Origin of the sequence: Rhodococcus sp. 852002-51564_SCH6189132-a (assembly GCF_001665495.1) — a bacterium.
Lineage (GTDB): Bacteria > Actinomycetota > Actinomycetes > Mycobacteriales > Mycobacteriaceae > Rhodococcus > Rhodococcus pyridinivorans.
Genome location: NZ_LZMJ01000014.1, coordinates 23,672 through 49,369 on the forward strand (window position 1 = coordinate 23,672; position 25,698 = coordinate 49,369).

Below are 25,698 nucleotides of genomic sequence, written 5' to 3' on the forward strand. Positions count from 1 at the left end.
CCATGAACGTGCCGGAACCCGTCCTCGACCTCGCCCGCTCGGCCCGCCGCGTCGCCGTCCTCACCGGCGCCGGGATGTCCGCCGAGAGCGGTGTCCCCACCTTCCGCGATGCGCAGACCGGACTGTGGGAGAACTTCGACGCCACTGCCCTCGCCACACCGGCGGCGTGGGCGGACGATCCCGCGACGGTCTGGGCCTGGTATCAGTGGCGGGTCGCGCTCGTCCGGCGTGTACAGCCCAATGCCGGACACCGGGCCCTCACCGACTGGGCACGGGCGGCCCACGTGCAGATCGTGACGCAGAACGTCGACGACCTCCACGAGCGGGCCGGAAGCCACGAGGTCACCCATCTGCACGGGAGCCTGTTCGCCCCGCGGTGCAGCCGGTGCGAGCGTGCCGTCGACCTCCCCGATCCGCCGGAGGATCCCGTCGCCCGTCTCGATCCGCCGTCGTGCCCCGCATGCGGAGGCGACGGCCGGCCGGGCGTCGTGTGGTTCGGCGAGATGCTGCCGCAGGACCCGTGGGAGACCGCGACCGAGTCCCTGCGCGAGGCCGACCTGCTGCTGGTCGTCGGCACCTCGGGCGTCGTCTACCCGGCGGCCGGCCTGCCGTCGCTCGCGCGCAGTCACGGCGTGCCGGTGGTACAGATCGATCCGCGCGAGACCGATCTGAGCGATCAGGTCGACCACGCCTGGCGCACCACGGCCGCCGTGGGTCTTCCCGCCCTCGTCGACGCGCTGAGGATCGGGACCGACACACCGCGTTAAGGTGACCCGGTGAGTTCCTGTGTGTTCTGCGCCATAGCCGACGGCAGCGGTACGGCGACACGGGTGTACGAGGACGACGAGGTCGTGGCCTTCCTCGACATCCGGCCGATCGCGCGCGGGCACACCCTCGTGATCCCGCGCGTGCACGCCGCACGCCTCGAGGACCTCGATCCGGCGTCGGGCGCGGCCGTCTTCCGCGCCGGACAGCGGATCGCCCGGGCGATGACCCGTTCCGAACTCGCCATCGACGGAACCAATCTCGTCCTGAACGACGGACGGGCAGCCTTCCAGACCGTCTTCCACACTCATCTGCACGTCCTGCCCCGCTGGAACGGCGATCGTGTCCGGATGGGTATCGGTCTGGTCCGCCGTCGACCCCACGACCCCGAGACCACCGCGGCACTCATCCGCGCCGGTCTCGAACGTCTCACCGCCGAGGAGCACCAGTGACATCGCAGCCCGACACCACCCCCGATACCTCCGCTGCCGAGTTCCCGATCGACACGATCCGGCCGCTGCTGCTCGAGCAGTTCGCCGTGCTCGACGATCTGCTCTCGGGACCGACCGAGGACGAGTGGACCACCGCCACCTGCCTACCGGGATGGACGGTCAAGGACATCACTGCGCATCTCATCGGCACCGAGTCGATGCTCGCGGGCATCGAAGCGCCGCGCATCGAACGCGACGTGCGCTCGTTCGACCACGTCCGCAACGACATCGCGGCCTTCAACGAGCTGTGGGTGGAGTCGCTGCGTCCCGTTCCCGGCCCGGACGTGCTCGAGCGCTACCGGGAGATCGTCGCCCTACGCACGGAGCAACTCGGCGCGATGACCCAGGCGGACTTCGGGAAGCAGTCGAACACTCCCGTCGGGCCGGCGCCCTACGGACGCTTCATGCGGATCCGCGTGTTCGACTGCTGGCTCCACGAACTCGACATCTGCGACGCTCTCGGCAGGACGGGCAGCGAGGGCGGCCCGCGTGCCGAACTCGGATCCGCGGAGGTCTTCGGTGCGGTTCCGTTCATTGTGGGCAAGCGCGGCAAGGCCCCCGAGGGAGCACGCATCACGATCGAGCTCTCCGGTCCCCTCGCACGCACCGTCCACGTCGAGGTGCACGGACGGGCCACCGAGGTCCCGGCCCTCTCCGAACCGGCCACCACGACGATTGCGATGGACTCGGGACTGTTCGTTCGGCTCGCCGGAGGACGCGTGCGCGCCGAGGACCGAATCGACGAGATCACCCTCGGCGGCGACACCGAGGTCGGGCGCCGCATCGTCGACAACCTCGCGTTCACGATCTGACGTCGTGCGGCTGTTCCTGTCCTCCTACCGGTTCGGCGCCGACCCGGACACCTTCGTCCGTCTGGCGGCGCCGGGCCGGATCGCGGTGATCGCGAACGCCGCCGACGCGTGGCCGGCCTCCGCCCGCGCGGCGGCGGTCACGAGCGAGATGGGCCCGCTGCGGTCGCTCGGCTTCGCTCCGGAGGAGGTGGATCTGCGCGATCACCTCGACGATCCCGACTCGCTGCGGCAGCGACTGTCGGGCTTCACGTCCGTGTGGGTGCGCGGCGGCAACACCTTCGTCCTGCGAGCGCAATTGGCCCGCAGTGGAGGCGACGCCGTGCTCACGGATCTGGTGCGCAGCAACCGTCTCGTGTACGGGGGATACAGCGCCGGGGCCTGTGTCGCGACACCGTCGCTGCGCGGCATCGAGTTCTCCGACGACCCCGACGAGGTCGCCGCGACCTGCGGTATCCCGGTGGTGTGGGACGGACTCGGCTGGGTCGAGAACGCGATCGTGCCGCACGCCGGCGACTCGCTGCTGGCCGACGACGGGATACAGCGGACCCTGCTGTACCTGCGCGAGCACGGCGTCGAGCACGTGGCGTTGACCGACGACGACGCGATCGTCGTCGACACTCCTCCAGAGCACGCCCCGAGTACGGTGACATCATGACGCAGAACATCGACGGCACCGAACCCCGGATCGAGCACGACGCCGACAAGGCCCGCTTCGCGCTCTATCTCGGCGACGACCTCGCGGCCTACGCCGACTACACGCAGCACGGCGACCTGCGGGACTTCGACCACACCGTCACCGACCCGCAGTTCCGCGGTAAGGGTCTCGCCGGGATCGTGGTGAAGCACGCCCTCGACGAGACCAAGAAGCAGGGACTGAAGATCGGTACGTCCTGCTCGTACGTCGAGAAGTTCGTCTCCGAACATCCCGAATACCGCAACTGATCCGTCACACCTGCACGTCGCGGCGGCGGAAACCCACGATCGCCGCTGCGACGAGCAGTACCGCCGCGACCGCCTGGATGATCAGCGGCATCGCCGTCGCATTCTCTGCGGGCACCAGCGGGATGTGCGAGAACGGCGACAGTGCGACGAGTTCGTCGGGTAGGTCGAGCATCTCGCCGAGCCACGCGACGAACACCGTCCACACCACCAGCACCCACACCAGCCCGGTCGCGCGCGGCACGCAGCCCAGCAGCGCGAACGCCACGGCGACGACGAGGATCGCCGCCGGCGCGTAGGCCAGGGACGCCGCGATCATCCGCAGCACCCACGCCCAGTCGCCCACCGCGAATGCGACCCCCAGTCCGGTCGCGGCGCCGGAGACGAGCAGCGCCACGACCGTCTGGACGACGATCACACCGAGTGCCGCGGACAGCCATGCGCTGCGCCCGGTTCCGGTGACGATCACGAGACCGGACCGTCCGCCGTCCTCCTCGCTGCGCATTCGCACCACCGCGGACACACCGAAGGCGGTGGCGCCGAGGGCGAGGAACATCAGCATCATCCCGGCGAAGGAGGCGGTGAGGGCGTCGGGATCCACGCCGACCATGTCCAGCACCTGAGGCATCTCGTCGATGAGATCCTCCACGGAACTGGCGAGGGCGCCCATCGCGACACCGAACAGCACCAGTCCCGTCAGCCATCCCACGAACGCTCCGCGCAGCAGGCGCCGGATCAACCCCACCGGACCGAGCAACGCGGAATCGGCCTCGGCGGGGCCTGGTTTCGGCGCCCGTAGACCGGCTCCGAGGTCGCGGCGCCGCGACAGCGCAACGGCGACGGTGAGCAGCACGACCGTCGTGGCGACGGACAACAGCAGCGGCCACCACCGCTCGTCGACGTAGAGCCGGGTCTGCTGGGCCCAGGCGATCGGCGAGAGCCACGACAGCCACGACCCGGTGGCCTCGATGATGTCGCCGGCTCCGCGGACGAAGAAGGCCGCGGCGAGCACTGCGAGCGCGGTGCCCGTGGCCGAGCGGGAGTGCTCGCCGAACTGGGCGGTCACCGCGGCGACTGCGCCGAAGAGCACCCCGGTGACGGCGGAGGCCACACCGAAGGCGATCGAGCCGACGACATCGAGCCCGCCGGCGATGAGCGCGACGGTGATGCCGGTACCCACCACGAGATTCGCGACCGAGACCAACAGCAGGGCGGCCGCCGGCGGGGCGTAGGCCCCGACGGGCAGAGCCCGCAGGAGTTCGAGCCGGCCGGATTCCTCCTGCGCTCGGGTATGCCTGACGACGAGCAGGATGCTCATGATCGCCGTCGCGACGAAGACGGTCAGACTCAGCTCGTTCGCAGTCATCGCCCCGAGCGTGTAGTTGTCGATCCCGTAGGCTGGTCCCGTCATGAGCACGGCTGCCGGATTCTCCAGCAGGGCCGCGCGGGCCTGCCGGGAGGCCTCGTCGGGATAGACCGCGGCCAGGCTGAGGACGGTCGACCACACCGTGAGGGCGAGCGCGAGAGTCCAGACGGTGATCCGCACGCGGTCCAACCGCAGGTAGAACCGCAGCAGTGTGCCGAGCCCGGTGAACGGTGCCGCGAACGTCGCGGAGGTACCGCTCGGGGTCGGCACTGCTGTCGGTGTCGTCGTGGTCATCATGAGGACACCTCCTCCACGGCACCGGCACCGGCACCGTTCCCGTCACCGGTGTCGAAGGTGTCGCCGTAGTGCCGCATGAACAGCTCTTCGAGCGACGGGGGTGTGATGGTGAGGTTCTCGACGCCGAGTCCGGCGAGTTCCTGCAGGACCGGTGCGAGGGCGGTGTTGTCGACGTCGAACGCGAGCCTGCCGTCGTCGGTGGAGAGGTCGTGGACTCCGGAGAGCCCGGCCAGTCGCTCGGCAGGGGCGGCGGTCGTGGCCCGCACGGACGAGCGGGTCAGGTGCCGCAGTTGTGCGAGGGTGCCGGTCTCGACGTCGCGTCCGGCCCGGATGATCGTCACCGTGTCGCAGAGCTTCTCGACCTCGGCGAGGATGTGGCTGGACAGCAGCACGGTCGCGCCGCGGTCGCGGAGCCCTCGCACCTCGTCGGTGAAGACCGCCTCCATGAGCGGGTCGAGACCCGAGGTGGGTTCGTCGAGCAGGTAGAGCTCGGCGTCCGATGCGAGGGCGGCGACGAGTGCGACCTTCTGCCGGTTGCCTTTCGAGTAGGTGCGGGCCTTCTTCGTCGGGTCGAGTTCGAACCGTTCGAGGAGTTCGGCGCGACGACGCGTGCGCGCCTCTCCCCCGCGGATGCGGGTGAGGACGTCGATGATCTCGCCCCCGGTGAGGGTGGGCCACAGATTCGTGTCGCCGGGCACGTACGCGAGTCGGCGGTGGATCGCGACGGCGTCGGTCCACGGGTCGAATCCGAGGACACGGGCGGTGCCGGAATCGGCACGCAGCATTCCGAGCAGCACGCGGATCGCCGTGGACTTGCCGGCGCCGTTCGGTCCGAGGAATCCCGCGACGGTGCCGCGTTCGACGGTCATCGAGAACCCGTCGAGAGCTCTGGTGGTTCCGAATGTCTTGACGATGTCGCGGATTTCGATAAGAGGGGTGTCCATCTTTCCTCCGTCAGGAGTCGGGGGGTGCCTCACGCGCTGCCAGACAGGCGTCGAGAAGGGTCGAGTCCGTCAGCAACGGCTCGGTGTAGAGCTCGAGCATCGGCAGCGCGAGGCGTTCGGTGTAGGCGCGCAGCCTGGCAGGAAAGGTTTCGAGGTCGAGGTATTCGTCGGGACCGGGAAGGTCCATGAGCACGGCGCCGACGCTGAACGAGATGAGGGCACGTGCTCGTTCGGAGGGGAACCGGCTGGGCCGCACGGTTCCGGCGGCCACAGCCTCCTCGAGATAGGCCTCGGTGTCGGCGACGAGCCGGTCGAGGAAGTCGGCGGCGGGGGCGCCGCCGGTCCGGAGGGTGCGGAAGAGGTAGGCGACCGTGGTCGCGTAGTTCTCGATGTGTTCCATCTGGTCGTTCAGCGCGGCCGGTCCGACCTTCGGGTCGAGGACGGCACTCTTCGCCTGCCGGATCCCGTCGAGCACGTACCGGTCGCAGTGTTCCTTCAATCCGGCGCGGGATCCGAAATGGTGCACGATCAGCGAGGCGCTGACGCCGCACTCGGCGGCGATGGTCCGCAGCGGCACGCCGACCCCGTACGCGGCGATGCACCGGATGGCAGCGTCGCGGATCCGTGCACGGGTGGTGAGGTCGTCACCGGCGGCAATTGAATGCACGTTTCAAGGATTGCACACGTGTTCAACCCGGTCAACGCACCGTATGTGTCATCTCACGGCATGTGCCATCGGAGCACGTGCCGCACCGGTGCGCGGGCGCGCTCAGGTGAAGGCCATGACCTCGGTACCCCAGACCCGGCGCATCTCGCCGTCCGGATCCGACTCGACCCTGTCCGTGGAGTCGATGAGCAGGGTCGAGCGTTCCTCCGCCTCGTACTGCGGCCAGTGCTTCGAACCGTCCAGTGCCGCCGGCACACCGTGGTGCGCGAACGCGAACCAGCGCCGCTGCACACGACCGGAGACCTCACCGGCGGCCTTGCGGCCGCCGAGCCAGAAGGACGGATCCCGGCCGAGAGTGCCGAAATTTCCGAAGACATATGGCAATTCGGTCGCGTGCCCGGCTCCGATCCGGGCAGCCTTGAGCATCGGGGTGGCGTGGTCGAAGCGGTACACCCAGGTCGGCGAATGCGCGCTGTGCGCTTCGGCGACCCACAGCACCGGCATGCGGAAACCGGCGTCCCGCGAGAGCGCCATCGCCCCGATGGGTTTGGGCAGGTCGGGATACGCCGCGACGATCTCGGCGAGTCGCTCGGCAGGCAGATCCGTCCGGTCGTCGGCCAACGCCGCCAACATGGCCTGCACCGCCGTGTCGTCGACGGGCATCAGCGGGGACTTCATGAAGCGGAAGATGGACGGCTCGTCCTTGTTCGAGCCGATGATCAGCGGGATCCGGTGCGACAGCCCCTTCTGGAAGGCCGCGACCGGATATTTCGGCACCAGGCCGCGGTCGACGACCGGTGTCATGGCGAGCGTCCCCGGCACCTTCGTCGGAGTCTCGGCGACGAGCACCTCCGACGCCTCGACCAGCGTGTCGGTCGACATCGTGAGTAGTTCGGCGGCCCGGGACGGCGACAGGTCGAGGATCTCGAGGAAGCGCTGTGCAACGGTCGCGGCACGGTCGCTGCCGTACACCGAGGTGGCGGGCGGCGACTGGGCGATCGCACGATGGAAGAGGCCCTTGGCCTTCGGGACCGTCATGAGCGTGGTGATCGACCCCGCACCCGACGATTCGCCGAAGAGCGTCACGCAGTCCGGATCGCCACCGAAGTCGGCGATGCAGTCGCGCACCCATTCGAGGGCGGCGATCTGGTCCCGGAGGCCGACGTTGGATTCGAAGGTGGTCCCGGGCGTGGAGAAGGACGACAGGTCGAGGAAGCCGAGCGCGCCGAGCCGGTAGTTGATCGTGACGATCACGACATCGCCGCTCTCGCACAGGTTTCGGCCGTCGTAGATCTTCTGACCGGAGTAACCGAGCACGTAGGCGCCACCGTGGATCCAGACCATGACGGGGCGTCGGCGTCCGTCGGGCGACGGCGCCCAGATGTTGAGCGAGAGACAGTCCTCGCTCAACGTCATCTCGGGGTCGATCCCGATCGGGCTCTGTCGGCTCTGCGGAGCTATCGGTCCGAACCGTGCGCCGTCGAGGACGCCGTCCCACGGTTCCGGCGGTAGCGGCGCCCGAAACCGCCGGGAACCGGTCGGGGCTGCGTACGGGATGCCCTTCCAGACGTAGGCCTCGCCGTCGCGATACCCCCGGACTTCGCCGTACTTGCAGGCGACGGTGAGCGTGTCGTCGTCCATGTGACCTCCCACCCGAACCGGTACTGTCGTGCAGCACCGATCACTTCATTCGTCGACCTACCGATTCAATGATGGTGGATACCGGGCGGTTCGTCAGCCGGCCGCGGAAAGAGGCGCGGGGGCCACGCAGTCGACGAGGTCGATCACGAGTGCGTCGAGCACGTTGCGCAGGTCGCCGCGCGCCGAGTCGGCCAGCGCCGGGAAGACGGTGGCGAGCGCGATGGGCACGAGCGAGGCCTGTCCCAGCAGGATCCCCATGGCCGCATCGAGCTTGACGACCTCATCGTGCAAGCGGGCGTAGGTGGTGGTGTCCATGCCGTGCGCCACGGCGATCCGGTCGGGCTCGCATGCCGCGGCGTCCGCCACCATCCGGGGCAGGTCCGCCGCGGTGATCTCCTCGGCACTCATGCTTGCAACGTCGAATTTACGCAACATCTCGCCTTCGTTCGTCCCCCAGGAGCGACGCCGGGCCGCGCGCCGCAGTCGAAACATACAGTCAGTGTGGCCCGAAAAGTACGGGATGTGTAGAAGGTCCGGAAAACTTTTTGCACTGCCGGTACCTGACAGAAGGTACATCGCCGAGAACCCGCCTCCGCCCGGAATCGTCACTCTGAGACCAGGACCACAACGATTGCTCAGCAAACCCTCGCGACCTGGATGAACGGGCGTATCCTCGTAAATCCGAAGTTCGTGCAGCCACCCCGACCGGGTCCGACCACGACTCCGGGCAGACCGAGGAGGTGCTGGTCATGAGCGTCGCCCGCACCGAGTTGCTCCCTCTGCCCACGCACCACGCGACCACGCGCGAGTTCGCGGGGGTGAGCACTCGGTCCCGTGCCTTGTCCTTCTCGGTGCGCCGTACCGTGCGGCCGTTCATCGAGGCATGGTCGTACGCCCCGACCCTCCCCTGGCCGGCGTCGGCGATAGACCACCTCGCGTTCCCTCTCGTGCCCGTGCCCGGCACACACCGCCGGCGAGTCGACCTACCGATGTGCCCGGCGGAACTGCTCTGGGCGCCGGGTGCCGCACCCCCGGCCGCGCAGGTCGATATGGACGGCACCGCCGCGCAGGTCGGTATGGACGGCACCGCCGTCCTGTACCTGCACGGCGGCGCGTTCCTGTGCTGCGGCCTCACCACGCACCGCCATCTGGTCTCCCGCATCTCCGCCACCACCGGCGCGCCGGTCCTGGCCGTCGGTTACCGCATGTTGCCCCGCCATCCGATCCGGCGCGCGGTCGAGGACGGCCTCGACGGATTGCGCTGGCTCGTGGCGCACGGCCACCCGGCCGAGCGTGTCGTGATCGCCGGGGATTCCGCCGGCGGCTTCCTCACCTTCGCCGTCGCCCACGAAGCCGTACGACTCGGCATCGGCCGCCCGGCCGGCACCGTCGCGCTGTCGCCCCTCACCGATCTCGACCCGCGGGGCAAACTCGACCATCCCAACTCGCACCGGTGTGCCGTCTTCCCGCGACGCGCCGTCGCTGTGCTGTCCACCCTCGTCGAACGCGCCGAACGCCTCGGCGGCGAAGGCGCCGAACCGGTCGCCTCCCCCGTCGATCTCGATCTGTCGGAGATGCCTCCCGCACTCATCCAGACCGGATCCGAGGAGATGACCTACGTCGACGCCGAGCTGATGGCCCGGCGACTGCAACTCGCCGGGGTCTCCGCCGAACTCCAGGTGTGGGAGAAACAGGTGCACGCCTTCCAGGCCGCGGCGGGGGTCGTCCCGGAGAGCGGCCGCGCGATCGCCGAGATCGGCCGCTTCGTGCGTGAACTGCGGTGAACCCGCTCCCCGGGTGCCGCTGCCCTCAGGCCGGCCCGTGAACAGGTCGTTGCGGTCCTCACGGGCACCGGCTCGTCGTCCCCGACCCCATCCGACGACGGCGCGGTAGCGCCCGAGCGCACCGGACTCCGTGAGCGCATCGACGTCCCGGTGTGGCGAATCCTCGCTCACCGCAGCCGAATAGGGTGCGACGTAGAGAGCGTCGGCGGGGCAGTTGACCTCGCACATGAAGCAGGTCTGGCAGTCCTCCTGGTGCGCGACAACGGGAAGCCCGTCGGGCGCACGCTCGAAGACGTCGGTCGGGCACACCGCGATGCAGATGTCGCACGAGATGCACCGCTCCGCGACGATCACCTCGATCATCGGTTCGCTCCTCGTCGCACGAGGTGTCCTTCGGCACGGACGTCCACGCGGTCCAGACCGCTCGTCACGAGGCGGTACTGCAGGTCGGGGTCGGTGTCCGGGTGGTCGGTGCGCACGTGCATGCCCCTCGTCTCCGTACGCGCGAGGGCGGTGCGGCTCACCCACCGGGCGACGGCGAGGAGCGCGGCACCGGACCGGGCTCGTACCAGCTCCCGCCCTCGTCCGCCGAGCACGACGGGCGCCGCGGTCCACGCGTCGTCGAGTGCGGCGATGCTGTCCTCGAGACTGCGGGCCGTCCGCCGGAAACTACGTCGGAGCGGGAGCGTGTGCTCCTGCACCCGGCCGATGATCGCGCGGGTCGCGGCGCGGTCCGGGTCGCCCTCGAGGCCGACCCCGCCGATCGGTCTCGCGACGTCCGGGACACCGCGGTTCCGGGCGAACTCTGCGGCGGCCGCCCCGGACCACGAACCCGACGACATCGCCCAGGCCCCGTTGTGACTGCCTCCACCGCTGCGGCCCCCGGTGATCAGCTCGCGCGTGGCGACGTCGCCGGCGGCGAACAGACCAGGGACCGTCGTGCTGCAGTCCGTCCCGGTGATCCGTAGGCCACCGGTACCGCGCACCGTTCCCTCGAGGACCGCCCGCACCGGGTACATCTCGGTGAACGGGTCGATCCCGGCCTTGTCCAGAGGCAGGAAGTAGTTGGGCTGGGAACGACGCATCGCTTCGCGGTGGTCGGGATGTGCCCGGTCGAGACGGGCGTGGACCGGGATACCGTCGAGCAGGTACCGCATGGCGGTCGCGCGGTCGTCGCCGAGCCGCACACGGGCGTCGTCGTAGAACGTCGCGAACTGCATGAACAGTCCCTTCGTGTGCCCACTCCAGGAAGGCGCGAGCGCGTAGGCCGAGAAGAACTCCATCCCGGAGAACTCGGCACCGGCCTCGGCGGCCATGAGGTGACCGTCGCCGGTGTCGACGTCGGTACCGAAGCTGCCGGAGAGGAAGGCACAGCCTCCCGTGGCGAGGACGACCGCACCGGCACGCGCCGTCCACGGCTCGTACCCCTGCCGGCGGTGGACACCGGTCGCGCCGGCCACCGCACCGTCGGTGTCGACGAGCAGCTGCAGGGCGGGCGACTGATCCAGGATGCGCACGCCGGCGCGGTGGACGAGGCGGCGCATCCGCCGCATGTACTCGGGTCCCTGCAGGCTGCTGCCCCGGCGACGTCCGGTCTCCGGGTCCACGCCGAAGGGATAACGGCCGTGGACGGCGAGGTCGTCGACGCGTCGATAGGTCTCGTCGAGCACCCGGTGCATCCAGGCGGGATCGGAGAGCAGTCCCCCTTCGAGGTGGCGGCGGTCGACGGCCGCGGCGCGCTCGGGTCCGGGCGGCAGGTACCAGAGGTTGTTGCCGCCGGACGCGGTCGGGCCGCTCGTCCCGCAATAGCCCTTGTCGGCGAGGACCACGCGACTCCCGGCCCGGGCGGCCGCGAGCGCTGCCCAGGTACCGGCCGGTCCCCCGCCGAGCACGAGGACGTCGGTGTCGATCTCCGTCCCGTCGCTGACGGTCATATCGACACGCGGATCGCGTAGTCCGCCACGGCATCTGCGGTGCATTCGGCCACCCCGGCCGATATGGCGACGATCTCCACGAACGGATCTGCCGACTGTACTGCGGGGATGCGGGCCGGCAGCGTCCGGACGAGACGGATGATGGCGTCGATCATGCGTCGATGGTCGACCATCTCCAGACGGATCGACACGGTTTCGCTCGCCGGGATCGGAACACTCCGGCGGGCCGTCGGCGGCCGAGAACCGTGCGCTCGCGCGGGCCGCCGGCGGCCGAGAACCGTGCGCTCCGGCGAGCTGTCACTCGTGCGACCGAGCGGAGGAATGCCTGTCGGTACCGGCGACTAGTCTTTCTCTCGGCTCGACCGCACAGAGAAGGGGTCCGATCATGGCCGACGCGCAGACCCGGTTCGACCAGGACGTCGATGCGGCCTGGCGCGAGTTCCGCACGCGCCTGGCCGACCATGTCGCGGCCATGAGCGACGGCGACGGCCTGGTCCTCGAACCCTTCACCGACGAGGCCGGCGGCCCGGCGGGGCCGTGCGTGCAGTTCTACGCGTGGGGAGACCGGCTCGTCCGCTGCGAGGTCCCGTCCAACGCCCACCTCGCCCCCGACCGGCACCTCACGCCGGTCGACGAGCAGATGCTCCTCGAACTCGGGCTGAAGGCGCCCTCCCGCGGACCGGACGATCCGGAGGACGACGGATCCCCGGCGTTCTGGATCGATCGTCCGGGCAGCTGGGCCGATCAGCTCGCCGTCATCGCCGTGCGTGCCCTGCGCTCGGTGTGGGGCGTTCCCCATCCCCTCTTCCTGCGGGCCGAGACATTCGGGACGGAGCGCTCGGTCGCCGAGCTCACCTCGTTCCTCGTGCCCGAGACGCCGCAGGCCGGTCGCACGCAGGCCCCGGAGGTGCCGCTCGCGGTCGTCCCCAGCGGCGACGACCACGTGCGCGAACTGATCGAATCCACCCTGCACGAGCGGATCGACGATCTGCCCGCCTGGGACGAGGACGGCGATCTCGTCCTGCGGATCGCCGGGGTCCTGGTGTTCGTCGGTGTCGGCCCCGGAGGCGGCACCGTCGACCTGTTCGCACCGATCGTCCATTCCATCACCGGACGCACGCGGGCCGCCGAGATCTGCGTCGACCTCAACCGCCGGTGGCCGCACCTGAAGTTCGTGCTGGTCGACGACCGCCTCGCGATCGTCGACCACGTTCCGGCCGCGCCGTTCGCTCCGGCGCACCTGCTCGGATCGCTCGAGACCATCACTCGGTTCCTCGACACCGTCGACAGTTCGTTCGCCACCCATATCGGCGGCTCGCTGCTGCGCGATCAGGGATTCGACGGGGCGACGGGTGGTGCGGCCGATCCGCCCTGGGGCGACGTCTCGCAGTTACCCGACGCCGAGGACGATCTGCCGGTGGCCCTGCTCGCGGTGCGCGACTTCCATCTCGACGGCGCGACCGATGTCGCCGCGAGCACCGTCGCGGCGATCGGCGATCGCAATCCCGAGCAGTTGCGGCGGTTCCTCACCATCAGCACCGAACTGCAGGTGTGGTGGGACGGCGAGTCGCAGACCCGCGAGGCGGCGCTCAACACCGACGGTGCTCGCGAGGCACGGGCGCGGGCACTCGAATGGGAGGCGACGAGCCGCTCGCTCGCGGAGGCCCTGCAGTTCCTCGAACAGGGCGAGGGCACCGATTCGGCCGGCTCACGCGCGTCGAAGCCGAGCGCCGGCCGTGAGTCGGCGCCCGAGCAGCCCGCACTGTTCGACAACCCCGACGAACCGACCCTCTTCGACGGCTTCGGCGATTACTCCTGAGCCGATCCCGCCCGGGACACGGCGCGACGGAGCGCGTCGACAGCGGCGTTGTCGAAGCCGACGAGTACGACGGTCTCCACGCCCGTCTGTGTCTCCCGGATGGTGGTGACGGCCTGCAGGGCGGCGTCGTCGAGCGGCCAGCCGTAGACGCCGGCCGAGACGAGCGGGAACGACACCGTATGGGCACCGAGATCGTGCGCGACGAGCAGACTGTTGTGGTACGCCGAACGCAGGATCCCGGATCGGTCCTCGTGCGCCGACCACACCGGGCCCACGGTGTGGATCACCCATCGCGCCGGGAGACGCCCCGCGGTTGTCGCCACTGCACGGCCCGGTTCGAGTCCGTCGGGTAGCGAGGTCGCGCGGAGTTCGCGGCAGGCCGCGAGGATCTCCGGGCCTCCGGCCCGGTGGATCGCACCGTCCACTCCCCCGCCACCGAGCAGGGAGGAGTTCGCGGCGTTGACGATCGCATCCACCGCGATGGTGGTGATGTCGCCGTGCGCGATGTCGAGAGCGGTCACCCTGTCGACCCTATGTTCCGCACGCTGCCCCCGAGTCGTTTTGCTGGCATGATTCAGGACCGTGACGTCCTCGGCGAAGCTGCGCGAACTGGCCGGAAAGCACGGCATCACCACCACCTACACGGGATGGGGGGGACGCGACCACGATGTCTCCGACGAGACATTGCGGCGCGTACTCGCCGCGCTCGACGTCCCGGCCGGGACGGACGACGAGGTCGTGGCATCGCTCGCCGACTTCGACGACCGCCCGTGGCGCTGCATGCTCCCGCCCGCGCTCGTGGTCCTCGAGGGCGACGACCGGACGTTCCCGGTACATGTGCCGCACGGCGACCCGGTGTCGGTGTGGGTCGTCGCCGAGGACGGGGCGGAGGTCGATGTCGAGCAACTCGACGTGTGGGTGGACCCGCGTACGGTCGACGGCCGGCTCGTGGGCCGCGCGACCTTCGCCGTTCCGCGGCTGCCCCTCGGCTGGCATGTCGTGCACGCCCGCAGCAACGACATCGAGACCACCGCGGGCCTGGTCGTGACCCCGCGCCGGTTGTCCACCGCCGACCGGCTGCTCGAGAAGAAGCGCTGGGGCCTTGCGGCCCAAATCTATTCGGTGCGCAGCCGCAGGTCGTGGGGCATCGGTGATTTCGCCGACCTGGCCGATCTGGCGGCGATCACGGCCGGTCACGGCGGCGACTTCGTCCTGATCAACCCCGTGCACGCGGCCGAGCCCGTGCCCCCGCACGAACCGTCGCCCTATCTGCCGTCGTCGCGGCGTTTCGTCGACCCGCTGTACCTGCGGATCGAGGATATCCCGGAGGTGGCCTACCTCCCCGCGAAACACCGCAAGGAACTCGACGAGCACGCGCAGCGCGCGGCGAAGGCGAACCGGAAGGCGCGGCGTCTCGACCGGGACGCGACTTTCCGCGCGAAACTCGACGTCCTCGAGCGCGTGTACCGGGTGCCGCTCGGCCCGGCCCGCCGCGCACGGTACGAGGCGTTCTGCGCCGAGGGCGGGCAGGCGCTCGACGACTTCGCGCTGTGGTGCGCGCTGTACGAGAAGTTCGGCGACCGCGCCGACCGGTGGGCGTCACGCGCTCCGAGCCCCGACGACCCGAAGGTCACCCGGTTGCGCGAGCGACTGGCCTCGCGGATCGACTTCCACCGCCGGCTGCAGTGGTTGTGCGACGAGCAGCTCGCGAACGCTCAGACTGCTTCGCTTGCAGCAGGTTCCGATATCGGAATCCTGCACGACCTCGCAGTGGGTGTCGGTCCGCACGGCGCCGACGCCTGGACGCTGGGCGACGCGCTGGCGTCGGGCGTCACGGTGGGCGCCCCCGCCGACGACTTCAACCGCAACGGCCAGAACTGGAATCAGCCGCCGTGGCGGCCGGATCGTCTCGCGGAGCTGGGATACATCCCCTTCCGCGATGTGGTGCGCTCGGCGTTGCGGCACGCGGGTGGTGTCCGGGCCGATCACATCCTGGGACTGTTCCGCACCTGGTGGGTACCGGAGGGGATGTCGCCCGCCGACGGCGCGTACGTCCGCAGCGACCACGAGGCACTCGTCGGCATCCTGGCGCTCGAGGCGCATCGCGCCGGCGCCGTGGTCGTTGGTGAGGACCTCGGGGTCTTCGAGGAGTGGGTGCAGGAGTATCTTGCGGAGCGGGGGATCGCCGGGACGTCGATCCTGTGGTTCGAACGCGACGAGGACTCCCCACGCGGGCCGGAAACCTACCGCACCCTGTGCCTGACCTCGGTGACCACACACGACCTCGCGCCCACCGCGGGATACCTTGCGGGCGACCACATCCGGCTGCGGTCGGAGCTCGGCCTGCTCGAGGGCGACCTCGACGCCGAACTCACCGATGCGACGGCCGAACGCGACTCGGTTCTGGCGCTCGCGGTCGAACGGGGTCTGCTCGACGAAGGCGAGACCGACGTCGATCGCCAGGTCGAGGCGCTGCACCGGCTGATCGCGGCGAGTCCGTCTGCGCTGCTGGGCGTTTCGCTGGCAGATGTGACCGGCGAGCGTCGCAGCCAGAACCAGCCGGGCACCGTCGACGAGTATCCGAACTGGCGGGTTCCGCTCGCCGATGCCCGCGGCAAGGTCGTGCTCGTCGAGGATCTCGTCGACCACGACGGATTCGCGCGACTGGCCCGGGCGGTCTCCGGAGACACCTCACCGGTGGAGTGACACCACACGAACACTGCGGCCGCCGATCCGGCATCCGGATCGGCGGCCGCTGCTCGGGTACGCGCCCCTAGGGCATCACTTCGCGTACAGGGCGTCGATCTCGTGGGCGAAATGCTCGGTGACGACGTTGCGCTTGATCTTCAGCGTCGGCGTGAGCTCGCCGGACTCCTCGGTGAGATCGCGGTCGAGAATGGCGAACTTCTTGATCGCCTCGCTGTGCGAGACGAGGGTGTTGGCGTCGTCCACGATGGTCTGCATCGCGTCCCGCAGCGTGGCGTCGTGGCGCAGGTCGGCGATCGTCGCACCGGTGGGCTTGCCGTTCTCGTTCTTCCAGTTCTCGAAGATGTCCGGATCGACGGTCACCAGAGCGGTGACGAAGCTGCGTCCGTCGCCGACGACGACGGCCTGGGAGACGAGGGTGTGCGACCGCATGCGGTCCTCGAGCGGCCCGGGTGAGACGTTCTTGCCGCCGGCGGTGATGATGAGGTCCTTCTTGCGCCCGGTGATGGACAGGTAGCCGTCCTCGTCGAGCGAGCCGAGGTCGCCGGTGCGGAACCAGCCGTCGTGGAAGGCACCGGCAGTGGCCTCGTCGTTGCGCCAGTAGCCGTCGAAGACGACCATGCCGCGCAGCTCGATCTCGCCGTCATCCGCGATGCGCGCCGAGTTCCCGCCCATGGGACGCCCGACGGTGCCGATCTTCTGCGCGCCGGGCGTGTTCACGCTGTGTGCGGCCGTGGTCTCGGTGAGGCCGTAGCCCTCGTAGATCGGCACGCCGACGCCGCGGAAGAAGTGACCGAGACGGGCACTCAGGGCACCGCCGCCGGAGATCGCGTACCAGCACTCGTTGCCCATGGCCTCGCGCAGCTTGGAGTAGACCAGCTTGTCGGCGAGGGCGCGCTTGGCCTTCAACGTGAAGGTGGGGCCGCCGTGGTCGAGCGATTCGCTGTAGGCGATGGCGGTGTGCTCGGCGAAATCGAAGATCGCCGCTTTGACCGGTCCGCCGGCCACCGCCTTGCCCGCTGCCGCGTCACGCACCTTCTCGAAGACGCGCGGCACACCGAGGATGATGTTCGGCGAGTACCGGGCAAACTGCGCGGAGACGGTCGAGAAGTCCGCCCAGTGAGCCTGCGCCGTGCCTGCTTCGAAGAGCGCGAGCGACACCGCGCGCGCCAGCACGTGCGCGAGGGGCAGGAAGGTCAGGCCGCGGTTGCCGGGCTTGGCGACGATACCGATGTCCGAGGTGAGGATGGACCGGACCTCGGCGAGGAAGTTGCGGTGGGTGAGCATGCAGCCCTTGGGTCGCCCGGTGGTTCCCGAGGTGTAGACGAGGGAAGCCAGGCCGCCGGAACGGATTCCGGCCAGACGCGTGGTGATCTCGGCGTCGTCGACCTCGGCACCGTCGGCCGCAAGCGTGTTCACCGCGCCGTCCTCGATCTGCAGGATGCGACGGAGGGTGTCGGGCATGTCGACGAAGAGCTTCTCGTGCCGCGCGGTTTCGACGACGGCGAGGACGGCCCCGGAGTCCTGGAGGATCCAGCGAATCTGCTCGGTGGACGAGGAGTCGTAGATCGGTACCGACACCGCGCCGGCCGTCCAGATCGCGTAGTCGAACAGCGACCACTCGTAGCGGGTGGCCGAGAGCAGCGCGACACGATCGCCGGGCTGCACACCGTTGGCGATCAGGCCCTTTGCGACGGCCTTCACTTGGTCGGCGAACTGCTGCGCAGTGACCGCGACCCAGTCGTCACCCTGCGGCCGGGAGTACATCACGCGGTGCGGAGTCTTCTCCGCATGGGTGAACACCGTGTGGACGACCGATTCGTCGTCACCGATGGTGAACGGGGCCGGGGTCGAGTACTCACGCACTGCAATCTCCATCGTTCTGGTCGGGAGTCCGGTCGTCGGAATCGATTCCTGCGCGGAAGCGGCGCAGAAGATCCACGAAGCGTTCGAGTTCGTTCTCGTCCCAGCCCTCGAGGCCGGCGCGGACGTCGTCGAGACGACGCACGACCGCACCTTCGAGAACTGTCGCTCCGTGGTCGGTGAGCCGGAGCGGATGTCCGGCACGTGCCGGACCCGTCCCCGCCTCGACCCAGCCCGCATCGACGGCGTGACGCAGTTGGCGCGACACGGTCGAGCGGTGGACACCGAAGACCTCGGATATGTCGGTGGCGCGGCAGCCCGGATTTCGGGAGATGAAGCCGAGAAGCGAATGCTGGACCAGCGAGAGTCCGCTGTCCTGCGTTCGTGCTCCGGACGTCAGGAAGCGCACGAGAAGCACGAACTCCTCGTATACGCGGGCAACGCCGTCCGTAGACGGCCGCCGGGCCTGCCGATTGTGTTGCACAGGGCAACTATAAACGCGAGTGAGGCACGGCACGAATCCGCGCGGTGTCCTGCCGATTTCCGGCCTGCCTCTCCACAGCCCGTGCGCGCACCCGGTGAACTCGTCCGCCCCGCTCGGCGTTCACCGGGCTAGCCTGTCTGTCCGTACGGCGTCAGCACTCGGGAGAAGAGGTCGGATGGGCGAACACATCGGTCGCGACCTGTTCCGTCATCTCGTCGCCGACGAAGCGGACGAGTACCTCGCGGTGATGGACTGCTTCACCGACCTCCTGCTCGCCGATCTGTCCGCCGACGATATCGCGGTCTCGTGTGCGCGGCGCGGGGTGGCGCTCGACATCGCGGTCGTCGATGCCCGGTGTCGCAGCCTGGTCCGGTGGGGCAATCTCGCACTCACCAGCGGCGGAACCGACGGTGGCGGCTCCCACCGGCGGAGCGCTCCCGAGACCGCCTCGACCGAGGTCCGTGCCCGATACCGGCCGACACCGGCCGGGCTGCGGGTGCACCGCGAGACCGGCAGGCTTCTCTCCACCTCCGACGACGTGCGCGGCGTGGCACGCGTGTCGCTCCGTTGTGTCGCGGACGGGCTCGCCCGCATCGAGGAGCTGCTGGTGGACGACGGGAACGTGCCCGATCGGGACGAGCTGGCCGCCCACGTCACCGCCCTGTTCGCGCACCACCGGATGTTCACCGACAGCGTCGCCGATTTCTATTCGCACCTCGCCGAGATCCTGAGCCGTCTCGAGCACTCCGGCCGTCCCGAACACTCATCCGATCGCGAACGCGCCGGGGCGGTCGACGATTACGCGGAGACCAAGAACCTGCTCCTCGACTACGTCGACGTCATCGGTTCGGACGTCGAGCGCCTCGCCCCTCTCGTCGCCGGCAGGCTCGACCGGATCAGGCCGCGTCTGGACTCCCTGCTCGCCGCGTTGCGCGAGTCCGGCCTGCCGAACACCGTGCCCGGGTCCCCCGGTCGCCGTCGCACCGACTGGGACGAACTGGCGCAGTGGTACGCCGAGGACGCCGGCCCGCGCCGCATGCGCGAGGCAGCGGCGGAGGCGCTGAACCGGCTGCTCGTGCGCACTCGGCGGATCATGGCGAGCACACCGGGCTTCTCGCACCGCGCAGATCTCCTGCGCCTGGCCCGGTGGTTCACCGAGTCCTCCGACGAGCAGGGCCACCGGTTGTTCGCCGCGACCTTCGGTGCCTTCCCGAGCCGGCACCTGCTGCTCGGCCCCGACGAGACCGACCCGCGAGTGGGTGCAGGCACGTCGTGGTGGCGGGCCGATCCCGTCGTCGTGCCCGTGTCGTTGCGCGAACGCGGCGACCACACGTCCCTCGGGGCCGTCGGCCGACTCCCCGATTCGATGCCCGGCCGGGTCCGGGCCGACGAACTCGCCCGGCGAGAGTCGCGCCGCCGCTCCGACGCCGTCGCCGAACTGAGTGCGGCGGGCGATCTGCACGGAGCGGACCTGTCGGCGGAGGCGCGCGACGTCCTGCTCGACGTCCTCGCCGCCGCGCTCGCGGGCCACCTCACCACCGACGGTCCGGTGCAGGTGGACGATCCCGATCTCGGGTTGTCGCTGACGGCGGAGCCCGGCGCCGACACCGTGGTGCACTCCCCCGACGGCGATCTCACCGTGCACGGTTTCTCGTTGCGCACGTCGGTCACGGCTTCGCTCGATCACAGTGCGGCGGCGCCATGAGCACCTCGTACGCGAGCACGGTGTCCGGGGACGTCTCCGGTCGGCGGGACGCGGCGCGGGCGCTGCTGCAACAGCCGATCGTCACCGCCGCGAGCGAACGGGAGACCTTCGACCTCGTTCGGCGCCACGCCCAGGCCCTGAAGTCGATGTTCGCCGACCGCCTCGGATACCGGCTCGTCGTCGAACCGACCTTCGCCCGTCTGATCAAGGCACCGCTCGGGCCCACCTCACCGCACCGGGCGCTCCGCCACGCCGACGGCACCGAGTTCGGCGCGATCACCTACGCGTGTCTCGCGCTGGTGTGCGCGGCACTGCTCGAACCCGGGACCGGCGAGAGGGTGTCCGTCGACGACCTGCTCGAGCAGGTGCGCGCCGATGCGCGCGAGAACGGGATCGTGTTCGGCGACCCGGTGTCCGAGGAGCGGAACCTCGCTGCGGCCCTGCGCGTCCTCGAGGAATGGGGCGTGATCGCCGAGTCCGGTCACGGGGACGAGGTGAGTGGCGACGAGGTGAGGGGCGACGGGCCGCATCTCGACGTCCACCGCGACCTGCTCTCCCAGCTGCTCGACACTCCCCTCCATGGGATGCCCGGTCCCGCAGCGGCACTCGCACGTCACGAGCACGAACCCGCCGCTCTCCGCCTGTACCGCAGGCTCGTCGAGGACCCGTTCGTCGCGCGCGACGAACTGGACGACGAGTCGGCGACGATCCTCGCCCGCGACCGGCACGAGCTCGCCCGGATGCTGGAGGGCGACTTCGGCCTCGTGCTCGAGGTGCGTGCCGAGGGCGCGCTCGCGTACGACCCGGCCGGCGTGCTCACCGACGAGGCGTTCCCGGGGTCGGGCACCCTGAAGCACGCCTGCCTGCTGCTCCTGGCCGAACTCACCGAACGGTTCGGCGACTCGGCGGCGACCACATTGCACGTCGACGCGCACATCCTCGACTCGGTTCTCGCCGATCTCGCCGCCGCGCGTTCCCGCACCTGGAAGAGCATCTATGTCCGCGATTTCGCGCTCCTGCGCCGGGACGTCGTCGCTCTGCTCTTCCGGCTCGGGCTGGCGCGCCCGCACGAGAACGGACTCGAACTGACCGCACCCGCCGCCCGCTACCGCCCCGTCCCCGCCGAAAGCAAGTGTCGATGACCCACTCGTCCGACCCGTCCGCCCTCGACGAGAACTCTCCACCCCGTTTCCCGGATCGCTGGCGTCTCCACCGCGCCGGCATCGTGAACGTGTGGCACTACCTGGACGTCGAGTTCGTCCTGTCCGGTGGGCGGATGATCCTGCGCGGCACCAACGGATCGGGGAAGTCCCGCGCCCTCGAGATGTTGCTGCCCTTCCTGCTCGACGCCGACCGCAGGCGCATGGACGCGACGGGCGCCGCGAAGGTCGATCTCGACGAACTCATGCGTACCGGGGCCTCGGACACCACCGACCGTGTCGGCTATCTCTGGCTCGAACTGGCGCGCCCCAGCGGACATCTCACCGTCGGGGCGCAGGTCCGGCACCGCGCCGACGCCCGTCGCAGCGACGTGCACTTCTTCACGACACCTTTGCGTGTCGGCACCGAGTTGCACCTCGTCGATGACGCCCGCATCCCGCTCTCGCGGGAGCGACTCGCCGAACTCGTCGGTGCCGACAACCTCACCCGTGATCCGGAGCGGCATCGCGAGACCGTGCGGAAGTCGGTGTTCGGCCTGCACGCGGAGACGGGACGCGAACGCTACGACGGCTTGCTGCAACTGCTGCACACCCTGCGCTCACCCGATGTCGGCCACCGCATCGACGAGGGACGCCTCCCTCAGATCCTGTCGGATGCGCTGCCACCGCTGACGGAGAACATGCTCGCCGAAGCGGGAGGTCGCCTCGACCTGCTCGGTGACACCCGCCAGGAACAGGTCCGTCTCGAAGCGGCGCACGCACACGTGCTGCGGTTCCACGAGGTGTACCGGCAGTACGCTGCGGATCTGCTGCGCGCCGGCGCCGAGGCCGCGCGCGACCTCGCGCAGCGGGTCGTCGAGACGCGACGCGCACTCACCGTCGCGGAAGCCGAGGCGGCCGACCTCGACGCGCAGGCCGCCGCCGTGGACACCCGCTTGAAGGAGCGCCGCGACCAGGTCGCCGAACTCGACCGCGCGATCCGCGGACTGGAGACCCACGAGATGTTCCGGTCCGCGGACGATCTCGCGCAGCGCCAGCTCGCCGTCGATGCGCTCCGCCGCGCCGCCGAGCACGCGACCGCCGCCGCCGATCGCAGCCGCCTGCAGGAACGGCGCCACACCGACCACGCGGCCCGCCTCCTCGACGAACTGACCTGCTCGGTCACGCGTGCCGCGAGACGGCTTGCGACGGTAGGTCGCGACCTGCTGTCGGTAGGTCTTCCGCACGACACCGCGCCGACCACGCTGCACTTCTCCGCCGACCGTCCACCCGCTGTGCTCGAGCCCGTGCGCACCGGCATCGACGACACCACCGAGCAGGTGGTGCGGCCGGTGGTCGCGACGGTCTCCCTCGACGCCGGGCACGTCGACGAGGTCCGGGGCGCGATCCTGCGTGCCGCCGAGGCGACCCGTCGTCGGCGGGACCAGGCGGGTCGGCGACTGCTCGAGGCGCGTCGACTCGACGCCGCCGCGCATGCGGTCCGGGAAGCCGAGGCGGCGGCCGACCGCGCGGCCCGCGACGCCGAGCAGCGTGCCGTCGAGGCCGCCGAGACGGATGCCGGTGTCGGTGCGGCCGCCGCCGGTCTGCAGCACCGGTGGCGCGAGTGGATCACCGCCGACCGCACGACGGCTCTGCTGCCGGAACTCGATCGGGATCAGGTCATCCTGATGCGCCGACTGTCCACGCGACTCGACGCGCTGATCGACTCGTCCCCCACCGACGCCGGCGACACGGACTCCGAGGCCGTCGACGTCGATTCGGCACTCGCCGAGCTGGATTCGCTGCCCGCGGCTGCCGCTCGGTCCGCTCTGAGCGACCTCGTCGGCGCCCCGGCCGATCGCGAGCGCCGCGAACGTGAGGCGCGGACCGCGCGCGAGGACCTCGTCCGGGAACAGGCGGCACTCGACGCGATCGGCGAGGGACCGGAACAGGCACCCTGGCACGTGCGCACTGACGGTGTCCCGCTGTGGCGGGCGGTCGAGTTCGTCGACACCCTCGGGGACGACGATCGCGCCGGAATCGAGGCGGCGTTGCTCTCCGCGGGTTTTCTCACCGCCACGGTCGACGGCGAGGGCCGCTTGCGTGCACTGGGCGGCCAGGTCCTCGTCTCGCCGCGCGGTGAACCACCGGCGCAGCCCCTGTCGACGGTCCTGCGTCCCGACCCCGAGGCCGACGTGCCGCGCCCGTCGGTCGAGGCGGTCCTCAACACGATCGGATTCGAGGACGCCACCGCGGTGGCCTCCGTCTCGCGGGACGGCCGCTGGCACAACGGCGTTCTGCGTGGGCGCCACACCGCCGAGACCCCGGGCTGCATCGGCAGGCCGGCCCGGGAGGCCGCGACCGCGGCACGGCGGGTGCGTCTCGACGAGATCCGCGCCGAACTCACCCGGATCGACCTGGCGGTGGAACAGCTGCGCGTCGACTATCCCGACGCGGCGCACCGGCGGGCGAAGATCGACGCGCACCTGTCGACCGCGCCGACCTCGCACGCCCTGCGCTCCGCGCTCGAACGACGTCGGCACGCGTACGCGCATGTGCGGTCCGCAGCGAACACCGCGGTGGAACTGCGTGAGCGGGCGACGACACTGCGTGCTCGCTGGACCGCCGAGCTCGACGCCCACCGCACGGCGTGCGAGTACTTCGGCGTGCCCGGCGATGTTCCGGAACTCGAGGCGCTGGTCGCCGGATGCGCTTCCGCAGAGACACTGTGCACCGAGCTGGCACGCGATCTCGGTGACGTCCTTGCTGCCCACGTCCGGTTCACGGATGCCGCCGAACGGTGCGTGCAGGCCACCGCCGAGCGGATCGACTCGGAGGAGATCGCCGAATCGTGCCGCTACGAATGGCACGCGAAGGCCGCGGTGGTCGCTGCCCAGACCGCCGCTGTCGACGTCGACGCCGCCGACCTGGCGCAGGAACTGCGTGACTCGGAGGCCGAACGGGCACGCGCCGACGAACAGTTCCGGCGCACGGTCGCCCATCGCGACCATCTCGGCCGTGCCGTCGCCGAGGTGCTGCAGCGATGTGCTGCCGCACGCGAACGGCTCGACCGCGACCGTCGCGAACTCGCCGCGGCCGCCGAACTGCTCGCCGCTCACCTGCAGCTGCCCGAACTACGCGGCGCACTCGAGGAGGATCCGGAGTCGGACTCCGCCTCTGCCCGGACGGTTCTGCCTCCCGTCCACCTCGAGGATCCGGATCACGTGCTTTCCGTGGCCCGCACCCTGCTGGCCACGTTGCCGCCACGCACGGGAGTCGACGAGAACGCGATGCTCGTCGCGCTGCAACAGTTCGACCGCGACCTCACGGCCCGGTTCGACATCGCGCACACGGTGACGCACGGCGCCCATCGCGTCCGGATCGCCGGGGCGGGTGACGACACCACGCCCGCGGGTCTCTCAGCCACCCTGACCCGGCAGGTCGAGGACGGCCGGCGGGCACTGTCGCAACGCGAACACGACGTGTTCACGGGATTCGTGCTCGGCGGTGTGGCCGACGAACTGCGCCGGCGGATCGAGCGGGCACGACAGGTGATTGCCGCGATGAACGACAGTCTCGCCGACAGCCGCACGACGCACGGGATCGGCGTGAGGATCGAGTGGCGCCCCGGTGGCGAGGACGCCGACGCGGCGCGGCTGACGCAGCTGCTCACCGCCACCGAGCGGTCACCCGAGGATGCGTCCGAACTGGTCGGGATGCTGCGGCGCCGGGTGGAATCCGCCCACACCACCGATCCGTCCGCCGGCTACGCGCAGCACCTGTCGCAGGCACTGGACTACCGGCGCTGGCACGAGGTCGAGGTGACCATCCTCGGCCCCGAACCGGACCGAGAGAGGCGGATCTCCGCGCGCGCCAAGATATCCCAGGGTGAGACCCGATTCGTGTCGTACGTGGCGCTGTTCGCGGCGGCGGACGGCTATCTCTCGGGCCTACCCGACACCGGCACCGCACTGCGGCTCGTGCTGCTCGACGACGCGTTCGCCAAGATCGACGACCCGACGATCGGTGAACTCATGGGTCTGCTCGTACGGCAGGATATCGACTTCGTCATGACCGGGCACGCACTGTGGGGTTGTGTGCCGGAGGTGCCCGAGCTCGACGTCTACGAGGTCCGGCGACTCGCCGACGGCGCGGCCGTGACGACCCGCGTGCACTGGGACGGGCGCGTCCGGCAACTCCGACCGCTCACCGAGCTGCAGACATGACAGTGGTGGGGGGGGGGGGGGGGGGGGCCCCCCCGCGGGGCGGGGGGCGGGGGGGCCCCCGGACCCCCCCCCCCCCCCCCCCCGCCCGGCGGGCGGGCCCCCCCCGACCCGCGCGA

At 70.2% G+C, this 25,698-nt stretch carries 21 protein-coding genes and 1 pseudogene; 11 read left to right on the forward strand and 11 right to left on the reverse strand.

Annotation, left to right across the window (positions count from 1 at the left end):
* Window positions 1-2: 2 nt before the first annotated feature.
* From A5767_RS02995 to A5767_RS03015, 5 genes are read left to right on the forward strand one after another with little or no spacing between them, the layout of a single operon-like run.
* Window positions 3-767, forward strand: coding sequence for an SIR2 family NAD-dependent protein deacylase (locus tag A5767_RS02995; RefSeq protein ID WP_064256615.1), 765 nt, complete (start codon window positions 3-5; stop codon window positions 765-767).
* 9 nt (window positions 768-776) lie between these two features.
* Complete coding sequence (locus A5767_RS03000; RefSeq protein ID WP_052040114.1) at window positions 777-1,217, forward strand: HIT family protein; 441 nt, start codon at window positions 777-779, stop codon at window positions 1,215-1,217.
* Window positions 1,214-2,068, forward strand: coding sequence for a maleylpyruvate isomerase family mycothiol-dependent enzyme (locus tag A5767_RS03005; RefSeq protein WP_006552911.1), 855 nt, complete (start codon window positions 1,214-1,216; stop codon window positions 2,066-2,068). Before A5767_RS03000 ends, A5767_RS03005 begins: the two co-directional genes overlap by 4 nt.
* A 4-nt stretch (window positions 2,069-2,072) precedes the next feature.
* On the forward strand, window positions 2,073-2,723 hold the full coding sequence (locus tag A5767_RS03010) for a Type 1 glutamine amidotransferase-like domain-containing protein (RefSeq protein WP_064851612.1): 651 nt from the start codon (window positions 2,073-2,075) through the stop codon (window positions 2,721-2,723).
* Window positions 2,720-3,010 (forward strand): GNAT family N-acetyltransferase, encoded by a 291-nt coding sequence (locus A5767_RS03015; RefSeq protein WP_006552909.1) that lies wholly within the window; start codon window positions 2,720-2,722, stop codon window positions 3,008-3,010. The genes A5767_RS03010 and A5767_RS03015 overlap by 4 nt, the downstream gene beginning before the upstream one ends.
* Before the next feature lie 4 nt (window positions 3,011-3,014).
* On the opposite strand, the gene A5767_RS03020 is transcribed toward A5767_RS03015, so the two are convergent.
* The 5 genes from A5767_RS03020 to A5767_RS03040 form a co-directional block, all read right to left on the reverse strand.
* Entirely contained in the window at window positions 3,015-4,670 is a 1,656-nt protein-coding gene (locus A5767_RS03020) for an ABC transporter permease (protein ID WP_231913103.1), read from the reverse strand.
* Complete coding sequence (locus A5767_RS03025; protein ID WP_039587762.1) at window positions 4,667-5,614, reverse strand: ABC transporter ATP-binding protein; 948 nt, start codon at window positions 5,612-5,614, stop codon at window positions 4,667-4,669. The genes A5767_RS03020 and A5767_RS03025 overlap by 4 nt, the downstream gene beginning before the upstream one ends.
* Before the next feature lie 10 nt (window positions 5,615-5,624).
* A complete protein-coding gene (locus A5767_RS03030) occupies window positions 5,625-6,281 on the reverse strand; it encodes a TetR/AcrR family transcriptional regulator (RefSeq protein ID WP_064851613.1) in 657 nt (218 codons plus the stop codon).
* Window positions 6,282-6,383: 102 nt separating this feature from the next.
* Window positions 6,384-7,922, reverse strand: coding sequence for a carboxylesterase/lipase family protein (locus tag A5767_RS03035; RefSeq protein ID WP_064851614.1), 1,539 nt, complete (start codon window positions 7,920-7,922; stop codon window positions 6,384-6,386).
* A gap of 93 nt (window positions 7,923-8,015) precedes the next feature.
* Window positions 8,016-8,330, reverse strand: coding sequence for a non-ribosomal peptide synthetase (locus tag A5767_RS03040; RefSeq protein WP_231913104.1), 315 nt, complete (start codon window positions 8,328-8,330; stop codon window positions 8,016-8,018).
* Between the two features lie 341 nt (window positions 8,331-8,671).
* On the opposite strand from A5767_RS03040, the gene A5767_RS03045 reads away from it, so the two are divergent.
* Window positions 8,672-9,706 carry an alpha/beta hydrolase gene (locus tag A5767_RS03045; RefSeq protein WP_064851626.1) on the forward strand — a complete coding sequence of 345 codons (1,035 nt, stop codon included), beginning with the start codon at window positions 8,672-8,674 and terminating at the stop codon, window positions 9,704-9,706.
* Between the two features lie 219 nt (window positions 9,707-9,925).
* Here A5767_RS03045 and A5767_RS23985 read toward each other — a convergent pair.
* From A5767_RS23985 to A5767_RS03055, 3 genes and pseudogenes are all read right to left on the reverse strand, one after another.
* A pseudogene (locus tag A5767_RS23985) lies at window positions 9,926-10,069 on the reverse strand (4Fe-4S dicluster domain-containing protein); the annotation flags it as partial.
* A complete protein-coding gene (locus tag A5767_RS03050; RefSeq protein ID WP_064851616.1) occupies window positions 10,066-11,640 on the reverse strand; it encodes an FAD-dependent oxidoreductase in 1,575 nt (524 codons plus the stop codon). The pseudogene A5767_RS23985 and the gene A5767_RS03050, both read right to left, overlap by 4 nt.
* Window positions 11,637-11,795, reverse strand: coding sequence for a hypothetical protein (locus A5767_RS03055; RefSeq protein ID WP_019288929.1), 159 nt, complete (start codon window positions 11,793-11,795; stop codon window positions 11,637-11,639). Before A5767_RS03055 ends, A5767_RS03050 begins: the two co-directional genes overlap by 4 nt.
* 230 nt (window positions 11,796-12,025) lie before the next feature.
* On the opposite strand from A5767_RS03055, the gene A5767_RS03060 reads away from it, so the two are divergent.
* Window positions 12,026-13,459 (forward strand): T3SS (YopN, CesT) and YbjN peptide-binding chaperone 1, encoded by a 1,434-nt coding sequence (locus A5767_RS03060; RefSeq protein WP_006552899.1) that lies wholly within the window; start codon window positions 12,026-12,028, stop codon window positions 13,457-13,459.
* Here the strand turns inward: A5767_RS03060 and A5767_RS03065 are convergent.
* Entirely contained in the window at window positions 13,450-13,980 is a 531-nt protein-coding gene (locus A5767_RS03065; protein WP_064851618.1) for an O-acetyl-ADP-ribose deacetylase, read from the reverse strand. The two genes, A5767_RS03060 and A5767_RS03065, sit on opposite strands and share 10 nt — an antisense overlap.
* Before the next feature lie 61 nt (window positions 13,981-14,041).
* Between A5767_RS03065 and malQ the strand changes: the two genes are divergently transcribed.
* Window positions 14,042-16,165, forward strand: a complete 2,124-nt coding sequence (malQ, locus tag A5767_RS03070) for a 4-alpha-glucanotransferase (RefSeq protein WP_064851619.1) — start codon at window positions 14,042-14,044, stop codon at window positions 16,163-16,165.
* A 75-nt stretch (window positions 16,166-16,240) separates the two neighbouring features.
* On the opposite strand, the gene A5767_RS03075 is transcribed toward malQ, so the two are convergent.
* Window positions 16,241-18,031, reverse strand: coding sequence for an AMP-dependent synthetase/ligase (locus A5767_RS03075; RefSeq protein WP_064851620.1), 1,791 nt, complete (start codon window positions 18,029-18,031; stop codon window positions 16,241-16,243).
* Window positions 18,024-18,512 (reverse strand): MarR family winged helix-turn-helix transcriptional regulator, encoded by a 489-nt coding sequence (locus A5767_RS03080; RefSeq protein WP_024103658.1) that lies wholly within the window; start codon window positions 18,510-18,512, stop codon window positions 18,024-18,026. Before A5767_RS03080 ends, A5767_RS03075 begins: the two co-directional genes overlap by 8 nt.
* 175 nt (window positions 18,513-18,687) lie before the next feature.
* On the opposite strand from A5767_RS03080, the gene A5767_RS03085 reads away from it, so the two are divergent.
* Genes A5767_RS03085 through A5767_RS03095 form a run of 3 tightly spaced genes read left to right on the forward strand, consistent with a single transcriptional unit; the run spans window position 18,688 to window position 25,582 of the window.
* Complete coding sequence (locus A5767_RS03085; RefSeq protein ID WP_019288923.1) at window positions 18,688-20,217, forward strand: DUF2397 domain-containing protein; 1,530 nt, start codon at window positions 18,688-18,690, stop codon at window positions 20,215-20,217.
* On the forward strand, window positions 20,214-21,359 hold the full coding sequence (locus A5767_RS03090) for a TIGR02678 family protein (protein ID WP_064851621.1): 1,146 nt from the start codon (window positions 20,214-20,216) through the stop codon (window positions 21,357-21,359). The genes A5767_RS03085 and A5767_RS03090 overlap by 4 nt, the downstream gene beginning before the upstream one ends.
* Window positions 21,356-25,582: a TIGR02680 family protein gene (locus A5767_RS03095; RefSeq protein WP_064851622.1), complete on the forward strand. Its 4,227-nt coding sequence runs from the start codon at window positions 21,356-21,358 to the stop codon at window positions 25,580-25,582. The genes A5767_RS03090 and A5767_RS03095 overlap by 4 nt, the downstream gene beginning before the upstream one ends.
* Window positions 25,583-25,698 lie beyond the last annotated feature (116 nt).

Excerpts from the sequence above, each read along its gene's own strand:
- A5767_RS03045 (WP_064851626.1), top strand. The coding sequence starts at position 8,672 with ATGAGCGTCGCCCGCACCGAGTTGCTCCCTCTGCCCACGCACCACGCG.
- A5767_RS03085 (WP_019288923.1), top strand. The coding sequence starts at position 18,688 with ATGGGCGAACACATCGGTCGCGACCTGTTCCGTCATCTCGTCGCCGAC.
- A5767_RS03095 (WP_064851622.1), top strand. The coding sequence starts at position 21,356 with ATGACCCACTCGTCCGACCCGTCCGCCCTCGACGAGAACTCTCCACCC.
- A5767_RS03040 (WP_231913104.1), bottom strand. The coding sequence starts at position 8,330 with ATGAGTGCCGAGGAGATCACCGCGGCGGACCTGCCCCGGATGGTGGCG.
- A5767_RS03035 (WP_064851614.1), bottom strand. The coding sequence starts at position 7,922 with ATGGACGACGACACGCTCACCGTCGCCTGCAAGTACGGCGAAGTCCGG.
- A5767_RS03060 (WP_006552899.1), top strand. The coding sequence starts at position 12,026 with ATGGCCGACGCGCAGACCCGGTTCGACCAGGACGTCGATGCGGCCTGG.
- A5767_RS03015 (WP_006552909.1), top strand. The coding sequence starts at position 2,720 with ATGACGCAGAACATCGACGGCACCGAACCCCGGATCGAGCACGACGCC.
- A5767_RS03025 (WP_039587762.1), bottom strand. The coding sequence starts at position 5,614 with ATGGACACCCCTCTTATCGAAATCCGCGACATCGTCAAGACATTCGGA.
- A5767_RS02995 (WP_064256615.1), top strand. The coding sequence starts at position 3 with ATGAACGTGCCGGAACCCGTCCTCGACCTCGCCCGCTCGGCCCGCCGC.
- A5767_RS03055 (WP_019288929.1), bottom strand. The coding sequence starts at position 11,795 with ATGATCGACGCCATCATCCGTCTCGTCCGGACGCTGCCGGCCCGCATC.
- A5767_RS03020 (WP_231913103.1), bottom strand. The coding sequence starts at position 4,670 with ATGATGACCACGACGACACCGACAGCAGTGCCGACCCCGAGCGGTACC.
- A5767_RS03050 (WP_064851616.1), bottom strand. The coding sequence starts at position 11,640 with ATGACCGTCAGCGACGGGACGGAGATCGACACCGACGTCCTCGTGCTC.
- A5767_RS03090 (WP_064851621.1), top strand. The coding sequence starts at position 20,214 with ATGAGCACCTCGTACGCGAGCACGGTGTCCGGGGACGTCTCCGGTCGG.